We start from the raw sequence: 18,217 nt of genomic DNA on the forward strand, positions 1-18,217 counted from the left end.
ATTATGGAATCGATTACGCAACTTTTTGATGATTTATGGCACGACTATAGCCAACGTTTATGTCCATCAGCAGTGCAAATACAGCGTTTATTAACTGAAGATGCCGCATTGTTAAATGATCATATTGCGCTGCGCAGTTTTGGTGTGCCTAAGTGCAGTTTAGCGGTTGTCGCTGCGCCGTTTATTGCTTTAGGCTACCAGCCGCAAGCGAAATATCATTTCGAGGCTAAAAAACTGTACGCTGAATATTTCATGCATCCAGATCCTCTATTACCCAAAGTTTTTATTAGTGAATTACAGTTAGGTAGTTGTTCGGCAGAGTTACAACTTATGGTGCGTGGTTTGTTAGATCAAGTCGATGATGACTATTTTCGCAATCCTAATTTTGTCTATGGTGGTCGTCCATGGCAACTGGATTTTAAAAGTTATCAATTTTTAGTTGCTGAAAGTGAGTATGCTGCTTGGGTTGCAGCGCATGGCTTTGGTGCTAATCATTTTACGGTCAGTATTAATCAGCTTGAGCAATTTACCGATTTAGAACAAGTTAATCACTTATTGCGTCATAACCAGTTTGTGATTAATCAGGCTGGTGGTGAGATTAAAGGTGATGCGACAGTGATGCTAGAGCAATCAGCAACTATGGCTGATGAGGTTGGAGTGAGCTTTCGAGATGGGGTTCATTCCATCCCTGGGGGGTTTTACGAGTTTGCTAAACGCTATCCACAACCTAATGGTGAATTGTATAGCGGCTTTGTTACTGCATCGGCTGATAAAATATTTGAGAGCACCAATAGCTAGTTGGTGATGATATAGAAGCGATAATAAAACAGCACTTAGATAAGTGCTGTTTAAGTGATCAGTTATCTAGCGGTGAAGCCCAAACCCCAGATTCATCAGCAGGGCAGCGACGTAATCCCGTTTGTTGTTCAAGGTAGCAACGGCTATCGCTAAATCCTGTCATTTCAATGGTTGTTGGCTGACCCGTTAACACGCCGGGTACGGTGGTGTAACTGTTAGCTGAAAAGCGTTCAATATCCATATTGATCATCATTGATTGTTAGATCCATTTGTGATCGGAATGTAGCATGAATGCATGCGATTACAAATTAAAATTTAACAGAAATATTAACGCCATCAATGATTGATTTTCGATGTTGGTTGATAAACGCTAAGATCAAAAAAACCGCAGGTATCAGCTACGGTTTCATCGGTGATTAACGGCGACACTAAATAATTAGCGTGTACCGTAAACCACAATTGTTTTGCCGTGAGCAGAAATAAGATTTTGCTCTTCCAGCATTTTCAATATACGACCCACTGTTTCGCGAGAGCAACCTACGATTTGGCCAATTTCTTGACGTGTGATCTTAATTTGCATGCCATCAGGGTGTGTCATTGCATCAGGTTGTTTTGCAAGATTAAGTAGTGTCTGTGCAATACGACCAGTCACATCAAGGAATGCAAGATCACCTACTTTTTGGCTTGTCACTTGTAAGCGGCATGCCATTTGAGCAGATAGACGCATTAGAATATCTGGGTTAACTTGAATTAACTGACGGAATTTCTTAAATGAAATCTCTGCAACTTCACAAGGGCTTTTGGCACGAACCCAAGCTGTACGTTCTTGGTCTTCTTCGAACAAGCCGAGTTCACCAATAAAGTCACCCTGGTTTAGGTAAGAAAGGATCATCTCCTTACCTTCTTCATCCTTGATTAATACAGCAACAGAACCCTTCACGATGTAATACAAAGTTTCTGCTTTTTCACCTGCGTGAATTAACGTGCTCTTTGACGGATATTTGTGAATGTGACAATGGGAAAGAAACCACTCTAAAGTTGGATCTGTCTGCGGTTTACCTGGAACCATATTACTAACTTCCTCTGCATGTGTTGCCCAACAATATGTTCTGTGACGATAACTCAACAAAACTGTTTGATGGCAGGGTTATTCACTCAGCTGCTGGGCTGCAAGCTAACTTGAACTTAGTAAGAGTGTATCCTTTTTTTTAGGTTTTTTCTTGATATTGATCTAGCTGATTCACTCATTTATGAGAGATAAGTGTGCACATGATCACATCGTTGTGAGTTAGTTACCAATAGCATAGTTAGAATGTGGATTTATTGGCCAATTATGCCTATTTGAATACGCAACGAAATTAATATTAAACACCATAAATAGCGTTTACATTGATGGTATTATCGACAAAAATAGGGCTAAAATCTGAATTATATAGCTAAAGGAGATAACAATGCAGTCACGCGTAAAATGGGTTGAAAATATGACTTTTGTGGGTCAGTCATCATCAGGACATAGCATTGTATTAGATGGTAATGGTGGTGATAAAGCGCCGAGCCCAATGGAATTAGTGTTAATGGCTGCGGGTGGGTGTAGCTCAGTTGATGTTGTGAGTGGGTTACAGGATCTACAGCAGCAGATCACAGGTTGTGAAGTACAAATTTCAGCAGAGCGTCGTGAGCAAGCGCCACGATTATTTGCTGCAGCTAAGTTACATTTTGTGGTGACAGGCCACGATTTGAATGCTGACAAAGTGAGTAAAGTGGTTGCTGATTCTCTCGAAAAATATTGTTCAGTATGTTTAATGTTGGGTAAAGGGGTTGAACTTAGCCATAGCTATGAAATTGTTATGCCATAACGCTATCCTCATTAACGGTTGCTGATAACAGCTACCGTTAATTGATGCCAAATACCATTAGGCGATTTTGCCGTTTTCAATTAATTGCTCCAGTAACGGCCGCATAATTAATTCCATAGCAAAACTCATTTTTCCTCCAGGGACAACTAGTGTGTTATGGCGCGACATAAATGAGCCTTGAATCATTGAGAGCAAATACGGGAAATCGACGTTTTTCAAACCACGGAAACGGATCACCACAAAGCTTTCATCTAAACTTGGAATACCTTTGGCACTGACTGGGTTGGAGGTATCGACGGTAGGTACACGTTGAAAGTTAATATGGGTACGAGAAAATTGTGGCGTGATGTAATTAAGATAATCATCCATTGAGCGAACAATTGATTCCATTACTGCTTCACGAGAATGACCGCGATCGCGAGTATCTCTAATAATCTTCTGAATCCATTCTAAATTAACAATTGGTACCATTCCAATAAGTAAATCAACATGTTGAGCGACATCAATATCGCCATCGACAACACCACCATGTAGGCCCTCATAAAATAATACATCAGTATTTTCAGCGAGCTGTTGCCACGGAGTGAAAGTACCGGGCATTTGATTATAAGGTACAGCTTCGTCAAAGGTGTGTAAGTAACGGCGAAACTTACCACTGCCATCTTGAGAGTATTGTTTGAAAAAGTGGGCGAGTTGTTCAAAGTCATTAGCTTCGGCGCCGAAGTAGCTGATATGACGACCTTGCTCTTTTGCTTTACGAATTTCACAGTCCATTTCTGGTCGTGTAAAGCGGTGGAAGCTATCACCCTCTAGCCATGCAGCGTTAATGTCCATCATATTAAACATTTTGCGAAAAGCTTCAGATGTAGTAGTTGTTCCCGCACCAGATGAACCCGTGACTGCAATAATAGGGTGTTTTACCGACATAATTCACCTTGCTGTGATTACTATATGTTAAGAATATAAACTGCATAGCAGTAAATGTTACTACAAGTTTGCATAAATGTCGGTTTTTAGTGGTGAAAGTGCTGGCAAGGGCAAAATTTTATGATGATAAATAGTGCGTTTTTTTACATGTGGCTGCGAAGTTTAATATCGACCGATTCATGTAATTCAGAGAAAACAATCACCGCATCACCTGTTTGTAGTTGACGTCGAACATAGGCCACCTTATCGCTAAGGCTGATTTCGACTTCACCATAATCGGTGCCTTCACGTAAAATAAATTGCTCAATAAGGTTGGTTAGTGTTTCTGGGGCAATGTCTTGCCAAGGAATAATCATTACAGCTTCTTAAATGACTAATAAAACAATAGTCGCAGTATATTCTTAAAATGGGCTGAAAAGAAACTGGGTCAGTATTGGCTGCGTTCAATAGCTATGGTCGTAACTGGCGATGAAACCATTCCGGCACTGTGTGTTCAAGCCAAAAGGTCGGTTTTAAAATAGAGCCACTGACAAAACCAACATGACCGCCTTGTTGATATAAGTTGTAGTCAATATTACTGGGTAAGGGCTGTGAAGGGATCACCGATTCAGTCATGAAAGGGTCGTCTTTAGCATGAATAATTCGCAGCGGCGTCGTTATATGGTTGAGCTGGGTAAGGCCACTACAACGTTGATAGTAATCATCGGCATCAATAAAACCATGCAGTGGTGCAGTAATGTGCTGATCAAATTGCCACACTGTATTAATGGCGTCTAATTGCTGATGTGAGATCGGCATTTTATGTTGGTGAAGGGTGATTTTTTTCGCCATAGTACGCTTCATTGAATTGAGTAAATAGCGCTGATAAACCTTAGAAAAGCCTTGTTGAATACGTGTCGAACATGAGGCCAAATTTAGCGGTGGAGAAATTGCTTGAGCAGCGATAATCTCGCTATCATCACCATATTTTGCAAGATAGTTAATTAGCATATTACCACCGAGTGATACACCGACGGCAATCAATGGACGCAGTGGAAATTGCTCACGCAGCCATGTGATAAAAAAGCGGGCATCATTGATTTCTCCAGAGTGATAGCCTCTTGGCTGACGATTTAACTCACCACTACAGCCTCTAAAATGCATCATAACCCCAAGCCAACCTTGTTGTTTAGCTGCATGGAGTAGGCCATTGGCATAAGGACTATCAAAGCTACCTTCTAAACCATGAAATAGGATCATTAATGGTTTGCTATCGTCAGTAGGCGTTTGTGTCCATGCTATATCGAGGAAGTCATCATCGAGTGTGGTCAGCCGTTGGGTTACGGGTGTGAATAGTGGCTGGCGGCGAACAAACCGAGGTAGCAAGGTTTGAAGATGCGGATTTTTTAATCCTAGCGCGGCAGTGAAAGGTTGCATGTTTATCCTTGAGTCAAATAAAAACGCCGAAGTAATAAAATATCACTCCGGCGCTAAATGATCACTCAGCGTTAAGCTGACTTTCCATCTCTTCTAATTGTTCTTGCAGTTCCATCCACGCCACTTCAATGTCTTCAAGGTCTGCTTTAGCATTGCCTTGAAGTTTGAGTTGCTCATTCATTTGCGCTTTGTTTTCGGGCTCGTAAATAGTGCTATCACTTAATGCCGTTTCCGCTGCAGTAATGATGTCGTTAAGCTTATCCATTTGCTTTTCAAGCTTAGTGATTTCTTTACGAATTGGTGCCGTTTGTTTGCGGAACTCAGCATCTAAGCGTTTTTGTTCTTTACGTGAAGCGGCACTGTTGTCTTTATTGGTATCCGGTTTGGCAGCCTGTTGCTCACGACGTTCATTACGTTGCTGCTCACTTAGCCATTTGTGGTAATCGTTTAAGTCACCATCAAAAGGCACCACTTGGCGATCATGAACTAGATACAAATCATCCGTTGTTGCGCGGAGTAAGTAACGGTCGTGACTAACAATAACCATCGCGCCTTCATAAGATTGCAATGCAAAGGTCAGCGCTTGACGCATATCTAAATCAAGGTGGTTAGTCGGTTCATCGAGTAACAATAGGTTAGGGCGCTGCCATACAATCAGTGCCAATACTAAGCGTGCTTTTTCACCACCAGAAAATGGACCTACTTTCTCAAGCGCTTTATCACCAATAAAACCAAAACTGCCTAAGTAATCACGCAGTTGTTGTTCAGTCGAATTAGGTGCAATACGTGCCATGTGCTGCACAGGGGTATCATCAAGATACAAGGTTTCTAATTGGTGTTGAGCAAAGTAACCAATTTTAACCCCTTGTGAGAACGCCATATCACCCGCTTTAGCAGGTAAGTCGCCAGCAAGCATTTTAATTAAGGTTGATTTACCGGCACCATTACGCCCTAGTAGACCGATACGACTGCCTGGTACCAGATTTAAGCGGATCTTTTCTAAAATCAGTAAATCATCATAACCCGCAGCAACATGATCCATCATTAAAATAGGATTAGGCAGTGCGCTTGGCTCGCGGAACTCAAAGGTGAATGGGTTATCAAGCTGTGCGGGGAGCACTTTTTCCATCCGTTCTAACGCTTTAATTCGACTCTGTGCTTGGCGTGCTTTGCTGGCTTTGTAACGAAAGCGCTCGATGTATGACTGCATATGGGTCATTTGTTTCTGCTGCTTTTGGAACATCGCTTGCTGCAATACTAGTTTTTCTGCACGTTGGACCTCAAACGATGAGTAGTTGCCGGTGTAACTATTTAAGGTTTGGTTTTCAACATGAATAATACGATTGATGACAGGATCTAGGAAATCACGGTCATGGGAAATCAGCACTAACGTACCACGGTAACTTTGAAGCCATTTTTCTAGCCACATTACTGCATCAAGATCTAAGTGGTTGGTTGGTTCATCGAGTAATAGCAGATCAGAGCGACATAACAATGCTTGGGCAAGGTTTAAACGCATCCGCCAACCACCAGAGAACTGAGTTAAGTTCCACTGCATTTGGTGCTGTGAAAAACCTAAACCATTCAATAGCTCTGCGGCACGAGCATTAATGCTGTAACCACCAATAGTGTCTATTTTTCCATGTAACTCAGCAACTTTATTACCGTCATCAGCAAGTTCAGCTGCGATTAATTGACGCTCAAGCTCGCGGTATTCGCGATCGCCATCAATCACATATTCAATTGCAGCACGTTCTAGCGCTGGTGTTTCTTGGGCAACCCATGCTAATTCCCAATTACTTGGAAACTGATAATTACCACCATCTAAGCTAAGTTCATTTTTAAGTAAGGCAAACAGGGTGGATTTACCACAACCATTTTTACCCACCAGACCGACTTTGTCCCCTGGGTTAATGGTCGCGGTGGCATTTTCAAGTAGAACTTTACCACCACGTAGAAGTTGGATATCTGAAAAGATAATCATCGATAGCGCCGGGGACGTGCCCGCTCCACAAAATTAAACAGGAATCATGCTCGGGAGTCTAACTCAAACTTGAACCAGTGGCTAACCTGACACCAAGTTAACCCGAGGTTGGCATAGTGATGATGAACGGTAGCCTAAAATAGAAATCATAACTAAGTCACCATATTGAGTAACAATTAGGTATGATAGTTAACAATTGATGTTAGTGATGGTTAGATTAGTGTTACTTGGCTTATTAAATGACGTGCAAAGGACAATATGACTGATTTGAAAATATTAATTATCTTTGCGCATCCAGATCCTCAAGAGTCGGTTGCTAATCAGGCTCTATTAAATGAAATAAAGCATTTATCGCATGTCACTGTGCATGATTTGTATGCTACATATCCCGATTTTTTTATTGATGAAGTTGCTGAACGAGCATTAGTGATTGCGCATGATGTGATCATTTTTCAACACCCATTGTATATGTATTCTTGCCCAGCATTACTTAAAGAGTGGCTTGATCGAGTACTAAGTAAAGGCTTTGCACATGGTGAAGGTAAGGCAACTGAGGGTAAATATTGGCGGTCAGTGATCACCACTGGCGGTGCGGCGGAAGCTTATAGTTCTGATGGTTATAACCGCTGCAGTATCGATGATATTTTAAAACCGTTTGAATTGTGTGCAGATCTTTGCCGAATGCAATGGTTATCGCCATTAGTACTGCATTGGGCGCGACGGATCCCTGAAGCTGAGCGGCAACAGCATGCAACACATTATCGACAGTGGCTAGTTAACCCACATCAGCATGCACCCCAATTAGCATTAGCCGCAGGAGTGAAGCATGGATAATGATTTTTTATTGGTGATGGTGGTCTTTTTAGCTGCAGCGATTATTGCGGTACCGTTAGCGCAACGGTTGGGACTTGGCTCGGTATTAGGGTATTTGATTGCTGGAATCGGTATTGGGCCATGGGGACTTGGATTAATTTCTGATGTTGATGCGATTTTGCATTTTTCTGAGTTCGGAGTGGTGCTGTTACTGTTTTTAATTGGCTTAGAGCTTAACCCTAAAAAGTTATGGCAAATGCGTAAACCGATTTTAGGTTTGGGTGGCAGCCAAGTTGTGATCACTGGCATTGTTATTACGGCGATTGCATTAGGCTGTAGTCGATTTTTTCCTGATCTAAGTTGGCGTGATGCGGTTGTTATCGGAATGGGACTGGCATTATCGTCAACAGCAATAGCATTACGAGTGATCGAGGAGCAGCAATTAAGTGGTAGCGAAACTGGCCAATCAGGATTTGCGGTATTGTTATTTCAAGATATTGCGGTGATCCCAATGTTAGCCTTATTACCTTTATTGGTCGGTAATAATAGCGGCACTTGGCTCGATGGTGTATGGATGCTTGGAGGGATTGTGAGCTTCTTGGTTGCAGGTCATTTCCTATTGCGACCTTTGTTTCGTTATGTAGTGATGAGTGGCGTTCGAGAATTATTTAATGTCGCTGCTTTATTACTGGTGGTTGGTATTGCACTGATCATGCAAATGCTTGGCTTATCGATGGCGTTAGGAGCTTTTCTTGCTGGTGTATTATTGGCTGAAAGTGAGTATCGGCATGAGCTTGAAATAGCGATTGAACCTTTTAAGGGCTTATTACTGGGGCTGTTTTTTATCTCAGTGGGCATGGCGGTTAACCTCGAACTGCTATGGCAGTACCCATTACAAATTGTAGCGGTTGTTGTGGCACTAGTGACGATTAAAGCGGGAGTATTGTATTTATTAGCCCGTATATTTGGTGTCGAATCGAAATCTCGTAGTCAAATGGCGGCGATTTTAAGCCAAGGTGGAGAATTTGCGTTTGTATTGTTTACCGCCGCTAAAACAGGTGGTTTATTAGCTGGTGAACTGGCGCCGTTATTATTAGTGGTAGTGAGCTTATCAATGATGACCACACCATTGATTTTACAATTACAAAAACGTTGGTATGTACGCAGTTTTAAAGCGGAAGAAGTTCAGCAACCGCCATCAAGTGTGATTGATCGTCAACCACGAGTGATTATTACCGGGTTTGGACGTTTTGGGCAGGTGGTTGGGCGGTTACTGTTTGCTAATAAAATTAGGGTGACGGTTTTAGAGCGTGATCCAAGTCAAATTCAGTTTTTACGTAAGTTTGGCTATAAAGTCTATTATGGTGATGCGACCCAACTCGACTTATTACGTTCAGCAGGCGCTGATAATGCCGAAGCATTGATTATCTGTACCGATGATCCAACTGAGGTGATGGAGGTGGTAACACTGTGCCAGCAACATTTTCCGCAATTGAAATTAATGGCGCGGGCGCGTAGTCGCGTTGAAGCGCATCAATTATTAAGTCATGGGGTTGAATGCTTTTCACGTGAAACATTTGAAGGTGCCCTTGATTTAGGTCGCCAAGCCCTCATATCTTTGGGTATGCATCCCTATAAAGCGAATCGTGCTCAAGCACATTTTCGTAAAATAGATACTCAAGCATTACGAGATCTGCTGCCTCAACATAGCGAAGAGGTTAACTTAGCCTCACGTCAAAAAGAAGCCCGTAAAGAGCTTGAAGATATTTTTGATCGTGAAATGCGTGGTGAGCAACAGCGCCATCAAGGTTGGGATTAATCAAGGAGTGATGAGCATGATCAAAAAACGATTTATTGCAGCAGCAATATGTCCTCATTGCCAAGCTGTAGATACTTTACGCTGGTGGCAACACAATGATGTTGAACATATTGAATGTGTCAAATGCCAGCATTTGGATACACGTTTACCGCAAGCAGTGAAAGAGAGTGAACAACTGTCTTCAACCACCAAACAACAAGTGATAGGGATTTTTAAACCAGACTAATGTGATAATGGCATCTCAATGGTATTATCCTGTATGATATGGGAACAAAAACTATCACCCCAAGCTTAAATTTTGGAGTTAACATGAAAGTCGCTAAAGACACAGTAGTAAGCTTAGCTTACCAAGTGAAAACTGAAGAAGGTATCGTTGTTGATCAATCAACAGTTGAAGCTCCTCTTGATTACCTACACGGTCATAACAACCTTATTCCTGGTCTGGAAAAAGCGCTAGAAGGCCACGTGGCAGGCGACAAGTTTGAAATCACAGTTGCTCCTGAAGAAGCTTACGGTGAGCACATGGACGAAATGGTTCAGCGTGTTCCTGCAAATGTATTCCAAGGTGTTGATGAAATCACTGTTGGCATGCGTTTCCTTGCTGATACAGATCAAGGTCCAATCCCTGTAGAAGTAACTGAAGTTGACGGCGACGAAGTTGTTGTTGATGGTAACCACATGCTAGCTGGTCAAACACTAGGTTTTGACGTTGAAGTTGTTGCTGTACGCGCTGCAACTGAAGAAGAAATCGAGCACGGTCACCTACACCAAGGTGGCGGTTGTTGTGGCGGCGAAGGCGGCTGTGGCGATCACGATGACGAAGGTTGTTGTGGTGGCGAAGAGAAGGGCGGCTGTGGCTGTTCTCACTAATATTGCTTAACGCGATATAAAAAAAGGAAGCCTTGGCTTCCTTTTTGTTTTTTATGTTGTCGAACCTCGACTTAATAATGCGGCGGTGGTGTTTCTTCTGACTCATCAGCCATATTAGAGGTTTGCATGCCTTTCACTTTACCGACCATAAACTTCAGTTGTACTTCCATACGATCAATCATGAATTGCTGCTTAGTTAACGCATCATTTAATTCATCAATGGTTTGCTCTTGAAAAGCGAGTTTCATCTCAAGTTCATCAAGACGGCTTTGCAGTTGTTGTATCTCATTCATGGGATATCTTTCAGTCGGTTGACCAGGCTTGAGCGTAACCAGCGGATGAGCCAGCGACGACATTACCTGTAGGGCTAATAGCGACATCATACACCACTGCTGTGGCGGGTCGAGTCCCTGGTAATACTTCTGCACGCCAAGAGCCGATATTTTTACCATTATCAGTACGCCATAATTCAACTCGACGAGTGGGACTTCCTGTTACTAACCATTGTCCATTATTTGAAAAGCGTACGCTTGAGAGTGGCGATTGACGTAATTTCACCGCTAATTGAGAGATTTTTTTGCCAGTGGTTAAATCCCAAATAATGTGGTCATTGTTGCTATCAGAGGAAAAAGCCAATTTTCCATCGCGTTGTAATGCGACTTGGCTAACACGGCTGCTATGCTTGAAAGAATAGATTATTTGGCCACTGCGAGTATTCCATAAATAGGCGTGGCTATCATTACCACCAGAGAGTGCGTAATGGCCATTGGCAGAAAGTGCCACACTATTGACTTTGTCACGATGAGCTAAAAATTCTAGTTGGCGACCATCAGTCAAATTAATAAACAGTGCCTTACCATTGGTTAATGCCAATAGGACCTCGGTACCATTATTGGTAATCGCAACATCTTGAATCGCGGCATCATCAATTGACCATAAACCACGGGCCTGTGACCACCCCAGATCCCATACCGCAAAATTTTGAGTTGTTGCGGTGATTGCATAACGATTGTTATCTGATATTTGACTTGTTATCACACTATTGTGATATTGATCTTGAGAACCAAAATCTGCTAACTTTTTGTTTTGCTGTAAATCCCATAGCGCGATACCTTGTAGCTTGGTGCTAACAAGAGCAAAACGGCCATCACGGCTAAGGCTAAGACTGGTACTACCTTGTTGAGCTAAGTGCCAACGTTTGATTTCTGAATCAGACAACAAACAACCGCTTAAGGCAAAACTAGATAAAAATAGACCAACCGACAAAAATTTCTTGTACATTAAGCTCTGGTTCCGCTTGCTTAGGGTAACTAGATGAAAGAAAAGAATCTGATTAAATAACTGCAGTGCTAGTTTTTACAGTTACTTAATCAGACTGGTAGTAGTATATTGATATAATTTTGTTTTCATACTCATACTAATAAGTACAGTGTAAAAGTGAGGCATGGCCTCAATGACTGATGGAGAAATACATGAAGCCGATTTTAAAGATGTCTGTATTAGCAGCAACAATCTTCCTTGCTGTGGGTTGTCAGGACGATAATAAAGCAGATACCAACAAGCCTGTTGAGCCAGCAAAAGTTGAGCAAACAACTACTTCTGCTGCAGTTGCAACAACAGATGCTGCAAAAGTTGAATTTAAAACTGAAGATCAAAAAGCAGCTTATGCAATTGGTGCATCACTGGCGCAATACTTATCAGCTAACCTTGATCAACAAAAAGAGTTAGGTCTAAACCTTAATCGCCAAGATGTACTTCAAGGTGTTGAAGATGTGTTTGCAGGCAAGAGCCGTATGACACAAGAACAAACACAACAAGCACTACAATCACTAGATCAGCGTGTTGCTAAAATTGTTGAGCAAAAAGCAAAAGCTGAAGCTGAAAAGAACATTAAAGTTGGTGAAGAGTACCGCGCTAAATTTGCCAAAGAAGCCGGTGTTGTAACCACTAAATCTGGTTTAATGTACAAAATTGAAAAAGAAGGTACCGGTCCAAAACCTGCAGCAACTGATACTGTTGAAGTTCAGTACAAAGGCATGCTAACAGACGGTACTGTATTTGATAGCTCATACCAGCGTAATCAACCAGCAACGTTCCCACTAAACCAAGTGATTCCAGGCTGGACTGAAGGCGTACAATTAATGCCTGTTGGTTCTAAGTTTGAATTTGTTATTCCGCCACAACTGGCTTATGGCGCGCAAGCTAATCCAAGTATTCCTGCTAACTCTACTTTGGTTTTCCAAGTAGAGTTACTGAGCATTAAAGGCGATAAGCAAGCGAAGCAACCTGCTGTTGAAGCAGTAAAAGCAGCAGCGACAGCAACTAAAACACAATAATTGTCGCGTTTTAGTGACAAAAAAGCGTAACAGTTGATCTAGGCCCGGCATATGTCGGGTCTTTTTTGTTCAATAATCTGATAAACTTACTGAGAAGATTTTAAATTTTATCAATTATATTGAATGCTTGTAGTGATAGATCAGGGCGATCGCATTGTAGATAAGCAGCAAAATGGAAGGTGATATCGTGATTTCAGTAGATGATTTTGGAACAGAGATAATTGTTGATAGTGACATCGTTGACAGACGAATTTTTTCTGAGCACGACAATAATATTCTGCGCGCATATGAAGCGGTTGTTGATGGCTTAGCCGCATTGATTGGGCCATTTTGTGAAATTGTTCTGCATTCCTTAGCTGATTTAAATACCTCGGCAATTAAAATAGCCAATGGTCAAAATACCGGCCGTAAAGTTGGATCACCGATCACCGATCTTGCCTTACGCTCGTTACGTGATATTCAAAATTCAGAACGTAATTTTTCTCGTGCGTATTTCACCCGTGCTAAAGGCGGTGATTTAATGAAATCAATCACTATCGCCATTCGTAATGGTGATAATAAAGTGATTGGTTTGTTATGTATTAACGTCAATCTTGATGTTCCATTTACCCAAATTTTGCAATCGTTTATGCCAACTGATGAAGCCAAACAGGCCGCATCAAAAGTTAACTTTGCCAGTGACGTTGATGAATTGGTCGATCAAACCGTTGAGCGTACTATTGAAGAAATTAATGCTGATAAAAATGTATCCAATAATGCCAAGAATCGTCAGATAGTGATGGAGTTGTTTGATAAAGGTATTTTTGACATTAAAGATGCGATTAATCGTGTGGCTGATCGATTGAATATTTCTAAGCACACCGTGTATCTTTATATTCGTCAGCGTAAAACAGAGGATGGTGACAAGTGAGTCTAACTTACGCCATTGTTGTTAATGGCCCCGCTTATGGTACTCAAGCCGCACGATCTGCTTATCAATTTGCATCTACACTTATTGAGGTCGGCCATACTTTAACTCGAGTATTCTTTTATCAAGACGGAGTGTTAAATGGTAATGCACTGACAGCACCCGCATCAGATGAATTTGATTTGGTTGCAGCATGGCAACAGTTAGCGCAAACCCATAACGTCGAATTACACACTTGTGTCGCTGCTGCGTTACGCCGTGGTATTGTTAGTGAGCAAGAAGCACAACAAAATCAATTACCAAGCCATAATTTAGCATCAGGGTTTGAACAGGCCGGACTTGGTGGTCTAGCTGAGGTTTTACTTAGCACTGATCGTGTTATGCAATTTTGAGGTGAAATAAGTGAATGACTTAGGGTTTGTGTTTCGCCAACCTCCTCACGGTACGACGAGTGGTCGAGAGGGACTTGATGCATTATTAGCTGCTTCTGCTTATACCGAAGCACTGAGTGTATTTTTTATTGGTGATGGAGTATTGCAGCTGCTTAAACATCAGCAGTCGAATGCGATTTTGAGCCGTAATTATAGTGCGACCTTTAAAATGTTGCCCTTGTATGACATTGAAAATATTTATGTCTGTCAGCAGTCATTAGCTGAGCGTGGATTATGCCGTGAAGACTTATTAATTGACGCCATTATCCGTCCTCGTGTCGAATTGGTGACAACATTACATTGTTGTCGTCAGATCCTTACTTTTTGAGGTATCGATGTTACATACTGTGACCCGTTCGCCATTTCAAAGCCACGCATTGGCACAATGTTTACAGTTTATTTGCGCTGGCGATGAGATCTTATTGCTTGAAGACGCTGTAAATGTCGCCGTAAGCGAAAATATTTACTTTGATTTAATAAAAAATATTGGCGTAAAAATTTATTTACTGGAAGCTGACATTATTGCGCGCGGTTTGCAGGATAAATGTGATAAAAGTCTAGATGTTATTGATTATAAAGGTTTTGTTTTTCTTACTGAACAGCATGCTCAACATATGAGATGGGCATAAAAAGCCATTATTAGTAACGATATATGAACAAAAAAGTGACTGTTTAAGAAATGATCACTTAATTGATCGTTGGTTAGATCTTGACACCTTTAGGTGCGATGCCTAAAATTTCGCGTCCTCCTGTTGTTGGGAGGCAGATTTTTCACCTTACGAAAGTAACAATCAGGAGCTATTTAATGGCAACTATTAACCAGTTGGTACGTAAGCCACGTGCTAAGCAAGTTGTAAAAAGCAACGTGCCAGCACTAGAAGCGTGCCCACAGAAACGTGGTGTATGTACTCGTGTTTACACTACTACACCTAAAAAACCGAACTCAGCATTACGTAAAGTATGTCGTGTTCGTCTAACAAACGGTTTCGAAGTAACATCATACATCGGCGGTGAAGGTCACAACCTTCAGGAGCACTCAGTTGTTCTTATCCGCGGTGGTCGTGTTAAAGACTTACCGGGTGTTCGTTACCACACTGTTCGTGGTGCACTTGACTGTGCAGGCGTTAATGACCGTAAACAAGGTCGTTCTAAGTACGGTGTGAAGCGTCCTAAGTCTTAATGGATTCCGTTAAGTAAGGCCAAACACTAAAATTATTTAATTTTGAAGAAACTGAAAAGTTTTGGATAACCTGAAGAAGACAACGGAGATAATCCATGCCACGTCGTCGCGTAATCGGTCAGCGTAAGATCCTTCCAGATCCTAAATTCAAATCAGAATTGCTGGCAAAATTCGTTAACATCCTTATGGTTGACGGTAAAAAATCTACTGCAGAAAAAATTGTTTACTCTGCACTAGAAACTATGGCTGAGCGTTCTGGTGAAGAACACCTAGCTGTATTTGAAAAAGCTCTTGAAAATGTACGTCCAGCGGTAGAAGTTAAATCTCGCCGTGTGGGTGGTTCAACTTACCAGGTGCCTGTAGAAGTACGTCCAGTACGTCGTAATGCACTAGCTATGCGTTGGTTAGTTGAAGCTGCGCGTAAGCGTGGTGAAAAATCTATGGCTCAGCGTCTAGCAGGCGAAATGCTTGATGCGGCTGACAACAAAGGTTCTGCTGTTAAGAAACGTGAAGACGTTCACCGTATGGCAGATGCGAACAAAGCGTTCGCACATTACCGCTGGTAATATAGCTGGTAATACCGCTTGGGCACAGCAGGTTCTCCTGCTGTGCCTAAACCATTTTCTAAGGTTCACCTTAGTAAGAGGATACAATCGTGGCTCGCAAAACGCCCATCGAGCGCTACCGTAATATCGGTATCTGTGCTCACGTTGACGCCGGTAAAACAACCACTACTGAGCGCATCCTGTTTTATACAGGCCTATCTCATAAGATTGGTGAAGTACACGACGGCGCTGCTACTATGGATTGGATGGAGCAGGAGCAAGAACGTGGTATCACGATCACCTCTGCTGCAACGACCACCTTTTGGCGCGGTATGGACAAGCAGTTCGACGAGCACCGAATCAACATCATTGATACTCCTGGACACGTAGACTTCACCATTGAAGTTGAGCGTTCATTACGTGTGTTAGATGGTGCTGTAGTTGTGTTCTGTGGTGCTTCAGGTGTAGAGCCTCAGTCTGAGACTGTATGGCGTCAAGCCGATCGATATGAAGTTCCGCGTATCGTTTTTATTAACAAGATGGATCGCACGGGCGCAGATTTCTTCCGCGTTATCGAGCAGATCAAACACCGTCTTGGTGCAACACCAGTGCCTCTGCAATTAAATATTGGTACTGAAGATGAATTTAAAGGTGTAATTGACCTGATCAAAATGAAGGCCATTAACTGGTCTGATGCCGATCAAGGTACTAGTTTTACCTATGAAGATATTCCTGCTGACATGCAAGAGTTAGCAGATGAGTGGCGCATGAACTTAGTTGAATCAGCAGCAGAAGCTAATGATGAACTAATGGATAAATACCTTGAAGAAGGTGAATTGACTGAAGCTGAAATTAAAGCTGGTCTGCGTCAACGTACCCTAAGCAACGAAATCGTATTGGCAACTTGTGGTTCTGCATTTAAGAACAAAGGTGTTCAAGCCGTACTAGATGCCGTTGTTGATTATCTACCTTCACCAACTGAAGTAAAAGCTATTACAGGTGAAGACGAACACGGTAACCCTGTTGAGCGTCATTCTAGCGATGACGAACCATTCTCAGCACTAGCGTTCAAAATCGCAACCGACCCGTTCGTAGGTACATTGACTTTCATGCGCGTATACTCTGGCGTTGTTAATTCAGGTGATACTGTTTACAACGTAATTAAAGAAAAACGCGAGCGTTTAGGCCGTATCGTTCAGATGCATGCTAATAAACGTGAAGAGATCAAAGAAGTGCGTGCTGGCGATATCGCTGCAGCCATTGGTCTTAAATTTGCGACAACAGGTGATACCCTATGCGATCAAAATCATAAAGTGATTCTAGAGCGCATGGATTTCCCTGAACCAGTAATTCAGATTGTGGTTGAACCACGCTCTGTAGCAGACCAAGATAAGATGACCATCGCGCTAGATAAACTAGCTGCAGAAGATCCGTCTTTCCGCGTCGAAACTGATGATGAATCAGGTCAGATTTTAATCTCTGGCATGGGTGAACTTCACCTAGATATCATCGTCGATCGTATGAAGCGCGAATTTAACGTCAACTGTAACGTAGGTAAACCTCAGGTTGCTTATCGTGAAACCATTCGTGGTACCACTAAAGTTGAAGGTAAATTCATTCGTCAGGCAGGTGAAACCGGCGGCCGTGGCCAATATGGTCATGTATGGCTGAAGCTTGAACCGTCAGAGCCAGGTGAAGGTTTCGTATTCGTAGATGAAATTGTCGGTGGCAGCGTACCTAAAGAATACATTAGTGCTGTTGCTACAGGTATCGAAGAACAAATGAAGAGTGGCGTGCTAGCAGGCTACCCAATGATTGACGTTAAAGCGACGTTAGTTGATGGTTCTTACCACGACACCGATTCAAGCGAAATTGCATTTAAAATCGCAGGTTCAATGGCATTACGACAGGGTGCACTTGATGCAACTCCAGTATTGCTTGAGCCGATGATGAAAGTTGAAATTACCACGCCAGAAGATTGGATGGGTGATGTCGTTGGTGACTTAAACCGTCGCCGCGGTATGATCGAAGGTATGGAAGAAGGCAACGCGGGTATTAAAATTATTCGTGCGCAAGTTCCACTATCAGCAATGTTCGGATACGCAACTGATTTACGTTCAGCAACACAAGGCCGCGCGTCTTATTCGATGGAGTTTAGCGAGTACGCTGAAATGCCAAAGAACGTTACTGATAAAATTATTGCAGAACGTATTTAATTTCATTATTGCGTCAATTGCTATTGACGCATAAAATACACAACTTCGGAGCCGTCCCCGACCTAGTAGGGGGCGTATCTTAACTAGGAAGGAACACAATCGTGTCTAAAGAAAAATTT

General features: G+C 42.2%; 22 protein-coding genes. 14 read left to right on the top strand and 8 right to left on the bottom strand.

Features of this window, described 5'->3' with window-relative positions; translation table 11 throughout:
- Nucleotides 1–3 precede the first annotated feature (3 nt).
- Nucleotides 4–798, top strand: a complete 795-nt coding sequence (locus BTN98_RS17535; RefSeq protein WP_060997833.1) for a DUF1338 domain-containing protein — start codon at nt 4–6, stop codon at nt 796–798.
- A 58-nt stretch (nt 799–856) separates the two neighbouring features.
- Here BTN98_RS17535 and BTN98_RS17540 read toward each other — a convergent pair whose 3' ends face one another.
- The gene (locus BTN98_RS17540) at nt 857–1,051 is read right to left on the bottom strand and encodes a hypothetical protein (RefSeq protein ID WP_231730675.1); all 195 of its coding nucleotides are present in this window, start codon (nt 1,049–1,051) and stop codon (nt 857–859) included.
- A gap of 183 nt (nt 1,052–1,234) precedes the next feature.
- A complete protein-coding gene (gene crp / locus BTN98_RS17545) occupies nt 1,235–1,867 on the bottom strand; it encodes a cAMP-activated global transcriptional regulator CRP (protein WP_036789513.1) in 633 nt (210 codons plus the stop codon).
- 382 nt (nt 1,868–2,249) lie between these two features.
- On the opposite strand from crp, the gene BTN98_RS17550 reads away from it, so the two are divergent.
- On the top strand, nt 2,250–2,654 hold the full coding sequence (locus BTN98_RS17550; protein ID WP_060997834.1) for an OsmC family protein: 405 nt from the start codon (nt 2,250–2,252) through the stop codon (nt 2,652–2,654).
- Nucleotides 2,655–2,711: 57 nt separating this feature from the next.
- On the opposite strand, the gene BTN98_RS17555 is transcribed toward BTN98_RS17550, so the two are convergent.
- The 4 genes from BTN98_RS17555 to BTN98_RS17570 form a co-directional block, all read right to left on the bottom strand.
- The gene (locus BTN98_RS17555; RefSeq protein WP_060997835.1) at nt 2,712–3,581 is read right to left on the bottom strand and encodes a phosphoribulokinase; all 870 of its coding nucleotides are present in this window, start codon (nt 3,579–3,581) and stop codon (nt 2,712–2,714) included.
- Between the two features lie 143 nt (nt 3,582–3,724).
- Complete coding sequence (locus tag BTN98_RS17560; RefSeq protein ID WP_060997836.1) at nt 3,725–3,937, bottom strand: YheU family protein; 213 nt, start codon at nt 3,935–3,937, stop codon at nt 3,725–3,727.
- Between the two features lie 94 nt (nt 3,938–4,031).
- The gene (locus tag BTN98_RS17565) at nt 4,032–4,997 is read right to left on the bottom strand and encodes a hydrolase (RefSeq protein WP_060997837.1); all 966 of its coding nucleotides are present in this window, start codon (nt 4,995–4,997) and stop codon (nt 4,032–4,034) included.
- A 61-nt stretch (nt 4,998–5,058) separates the two neighbouring features.
- A complete protein-coding gene (locus BTN98_RS17570; protein WP_060997838.1) occupies nt 5,059–6,981 on the bottom strand; it encodes an ABC transporter ATP-binding protein in 1,923 nt (640 codons plus the stop codon).
- 258 nt (nt 6,982–7,239) lie between these two features.
- Here BTN98_RS17570 and kefG point away from each other — a divergent pair, with 258 nt between their 5' ends.
- From kefG to slyD, 4 genes are all read left to right on the top strand, one after another.
- A complete protein-coding gene (kefG, locus tag BTN98_RS17575; RefSeq protein ID WP_060997839.1) occupies nt 7,240–7,815 on the top strand; it encodes a glutathione-regulated potassium-efflux system ancillary protein KefG in 576 nt (191 codons plus the stop codon).
- Nucleotides 7,808–9,613, top strand: a complete 1,806-nt coding sequence (kefB, locus tag BTN98_RS17580; RefSeq protein ID WP_060997840.1) for a glutathione-regulated potassium-efflux system protein KefB — start codon at nt 7,808–7,810, stop codon at nt 9,611–9,613. The genes kefG and kefB overlap by 8 nt, the downstream gene beginning before the upstream one ends.
- 16 nt (nt 9,614–9,629) lie before the next feature.
- Nucleotides 9,630–9,839: a YheV family putative zinc ribbon protein gene (locus BTN98_RS17585; RefSeq protein ID WP_060997841.1), complete on the top strand. Its 210-nt coding sequence runs from the start codon at nt 9,630–9,632 to the stop codon at nt 9,837–9,839.
- Between the two features lie 83 nt (nt 9,840–9,922).
- On the top strand, nt 9,923–10,483 hold the full coding sequence (gene slyD, locus BTN98_RS17590) for a peptidylprolyl isomerase (RefSeq protein ID WP_060997842.1): 561 nt from the start codon (nt 9,923–9,925) through the stop codon (nt 10,481–10,483).
- Between the two features lie 71 nt (nt 10,484–10,554).
- Here slyD and BTN98_RS17595 read toward each other — a convergent pair whose 3' ends face one another.
- Together BTN98_RS17595 and BTN98_RS17600 are read right to left on the bottom strand one after the other, a co-directional pair.
- Nucleotides 10,555–10,776 (bottom strand): SlyX family protein, encoded by a 222-nt coding sequence (locus BTN98_RS17595; protein ID WP_045035979.1) that lies wholly within the window; start codon nt 10,774–10,776, stop codon nt 10,555–10,557.
- Nucleotides 10,777–10,786: 10 nt separating this feature from the next.
- Nucleotides 10,787–11,764, bottom strand: coding sequence for a WD40 repeat domain-containing protein (locus BTN98_RS17600; protein WP_060997843.1), 978 nt, complete (start codon nt 11,762–11,764; stop codon nt 10,787–10,789).
- A 191-nt stretch (nt 11,765–11,955) separates the two neighbouring features.
- Between BTN98_RS17600 and fkpA the strand changes: the two genes are divergently transcribed.
- The 8 genes from fkpA (at nt 11,956) to fusA (ending at nt 18,098) form a co-directional block, all read left to right on the top strand.
- Nucleotides 11,956–12,819 carry an FKBP-type peptidyl-prolyl cis-trans isomerase gene (fkpA, locus tag BTN98_RS17605; protein WP_060997844.1) on the top strand — a complete coding sequence of 288 codons (864 nt, stop codon included), beginning with the start codon at nt 11,956–11,958 and terminating at the stop codon, nt 12,817–12,819.
- Between the two features lie 187 nt (nt 12,820–13,006).
- Complete coding sequence (locus BTN98_RS17610) at nt 13,007–13,729, top strand: helix-turn-helix transcriptional regulator (protein ID WP_060997856.1); 723 nt, start codon at nt 13,007–13,009, stop codon at nt 13,727–13,729.
- On the top strand, nt 13,726–14,118 hold the full coding sequence (gene tusD, locus BTN98_RS17615) for a sulfurtransferase complex subunit TusD (RefSeq protein ID WP_060997845.1): 393 nt from the start codon (nt 13,726–13,728) through the stop codon (nt 14,116–14,118). The genes BTN98_RS17610 and tusD overlap by 4 nt, the downstream gene beginning before the upstream one ends.
- A gap of 10 nt (nt 14,119–14,128) precedes the next feature.
- Entirely contained in the window at nt 14,129–14,485 is a 357-nt protein-coding gene (tusC, locus tag BTN98_RS17620; RefSeq protein WP_060997846.1) for a sulfurtransferase complex subunit TusC, read from the top strand.
- A 7-nt stretch (nt 14,486–14,492) separates the two neighbouring features.
- Nucleotides 14,493–14,786, top strand: coding sequence for a sulfurtransferase complex subunit TusB (gene tusB, locus BTN98_RS17625; protein WP_060997847.1), 294 nt, complete (start codon nt 14,493–14,495; stop codon nt 14,784–14,786).
- 176 nt (nt 14,787–14,962) lie between these two features.
- A complete protein-coding gene (gene rpsL / locus BTN98_RS17630; RefSeq protein WP_004399892.1) occupies nt 14,963–15,337 on the top strand; it encodes a 30S ribosomal protein S12 in 375 nt (124 codons plus the stop codon).
- A gap of 95 nt (nt 15,338–15,432) precedes the next feature.
- Nucleotides 15,433–15,903 (top strand): 30S ribosomal protein S7, encoded by a 471-nt coding sequence (gene rpsG, locus BTN98_RS17635; protein WP_005371760.1) that lies wholly within the window; start codon nt 15,433–15,435, stop codon nt 15,901–15,903.
- An 89-nt stretch (nt 15,904–15,992) separates the two neighbouring features.
- Entirely contained in the window at nt 15,993–18,098 is a 2,106-nt protein-coding gene (gene fusA / locus BTN98_RS17640; RefSeq protein ID WP_060997848.1) for an elongation factor G, read from the top strand.
- The last annotated feature ends 119 nt before the right edge of the window (nt 18,099–18,217 follow it).

This window comes from Photobacterium aquimaris, from assembly GCF_002954455.1.
Classification (GTDB): Bacteria; Pseudomonadota; Gammaproteobacteria; order Enterobacterales; family Vibrionaceae; genus Photobacterium; species Photobacterium aquimaris.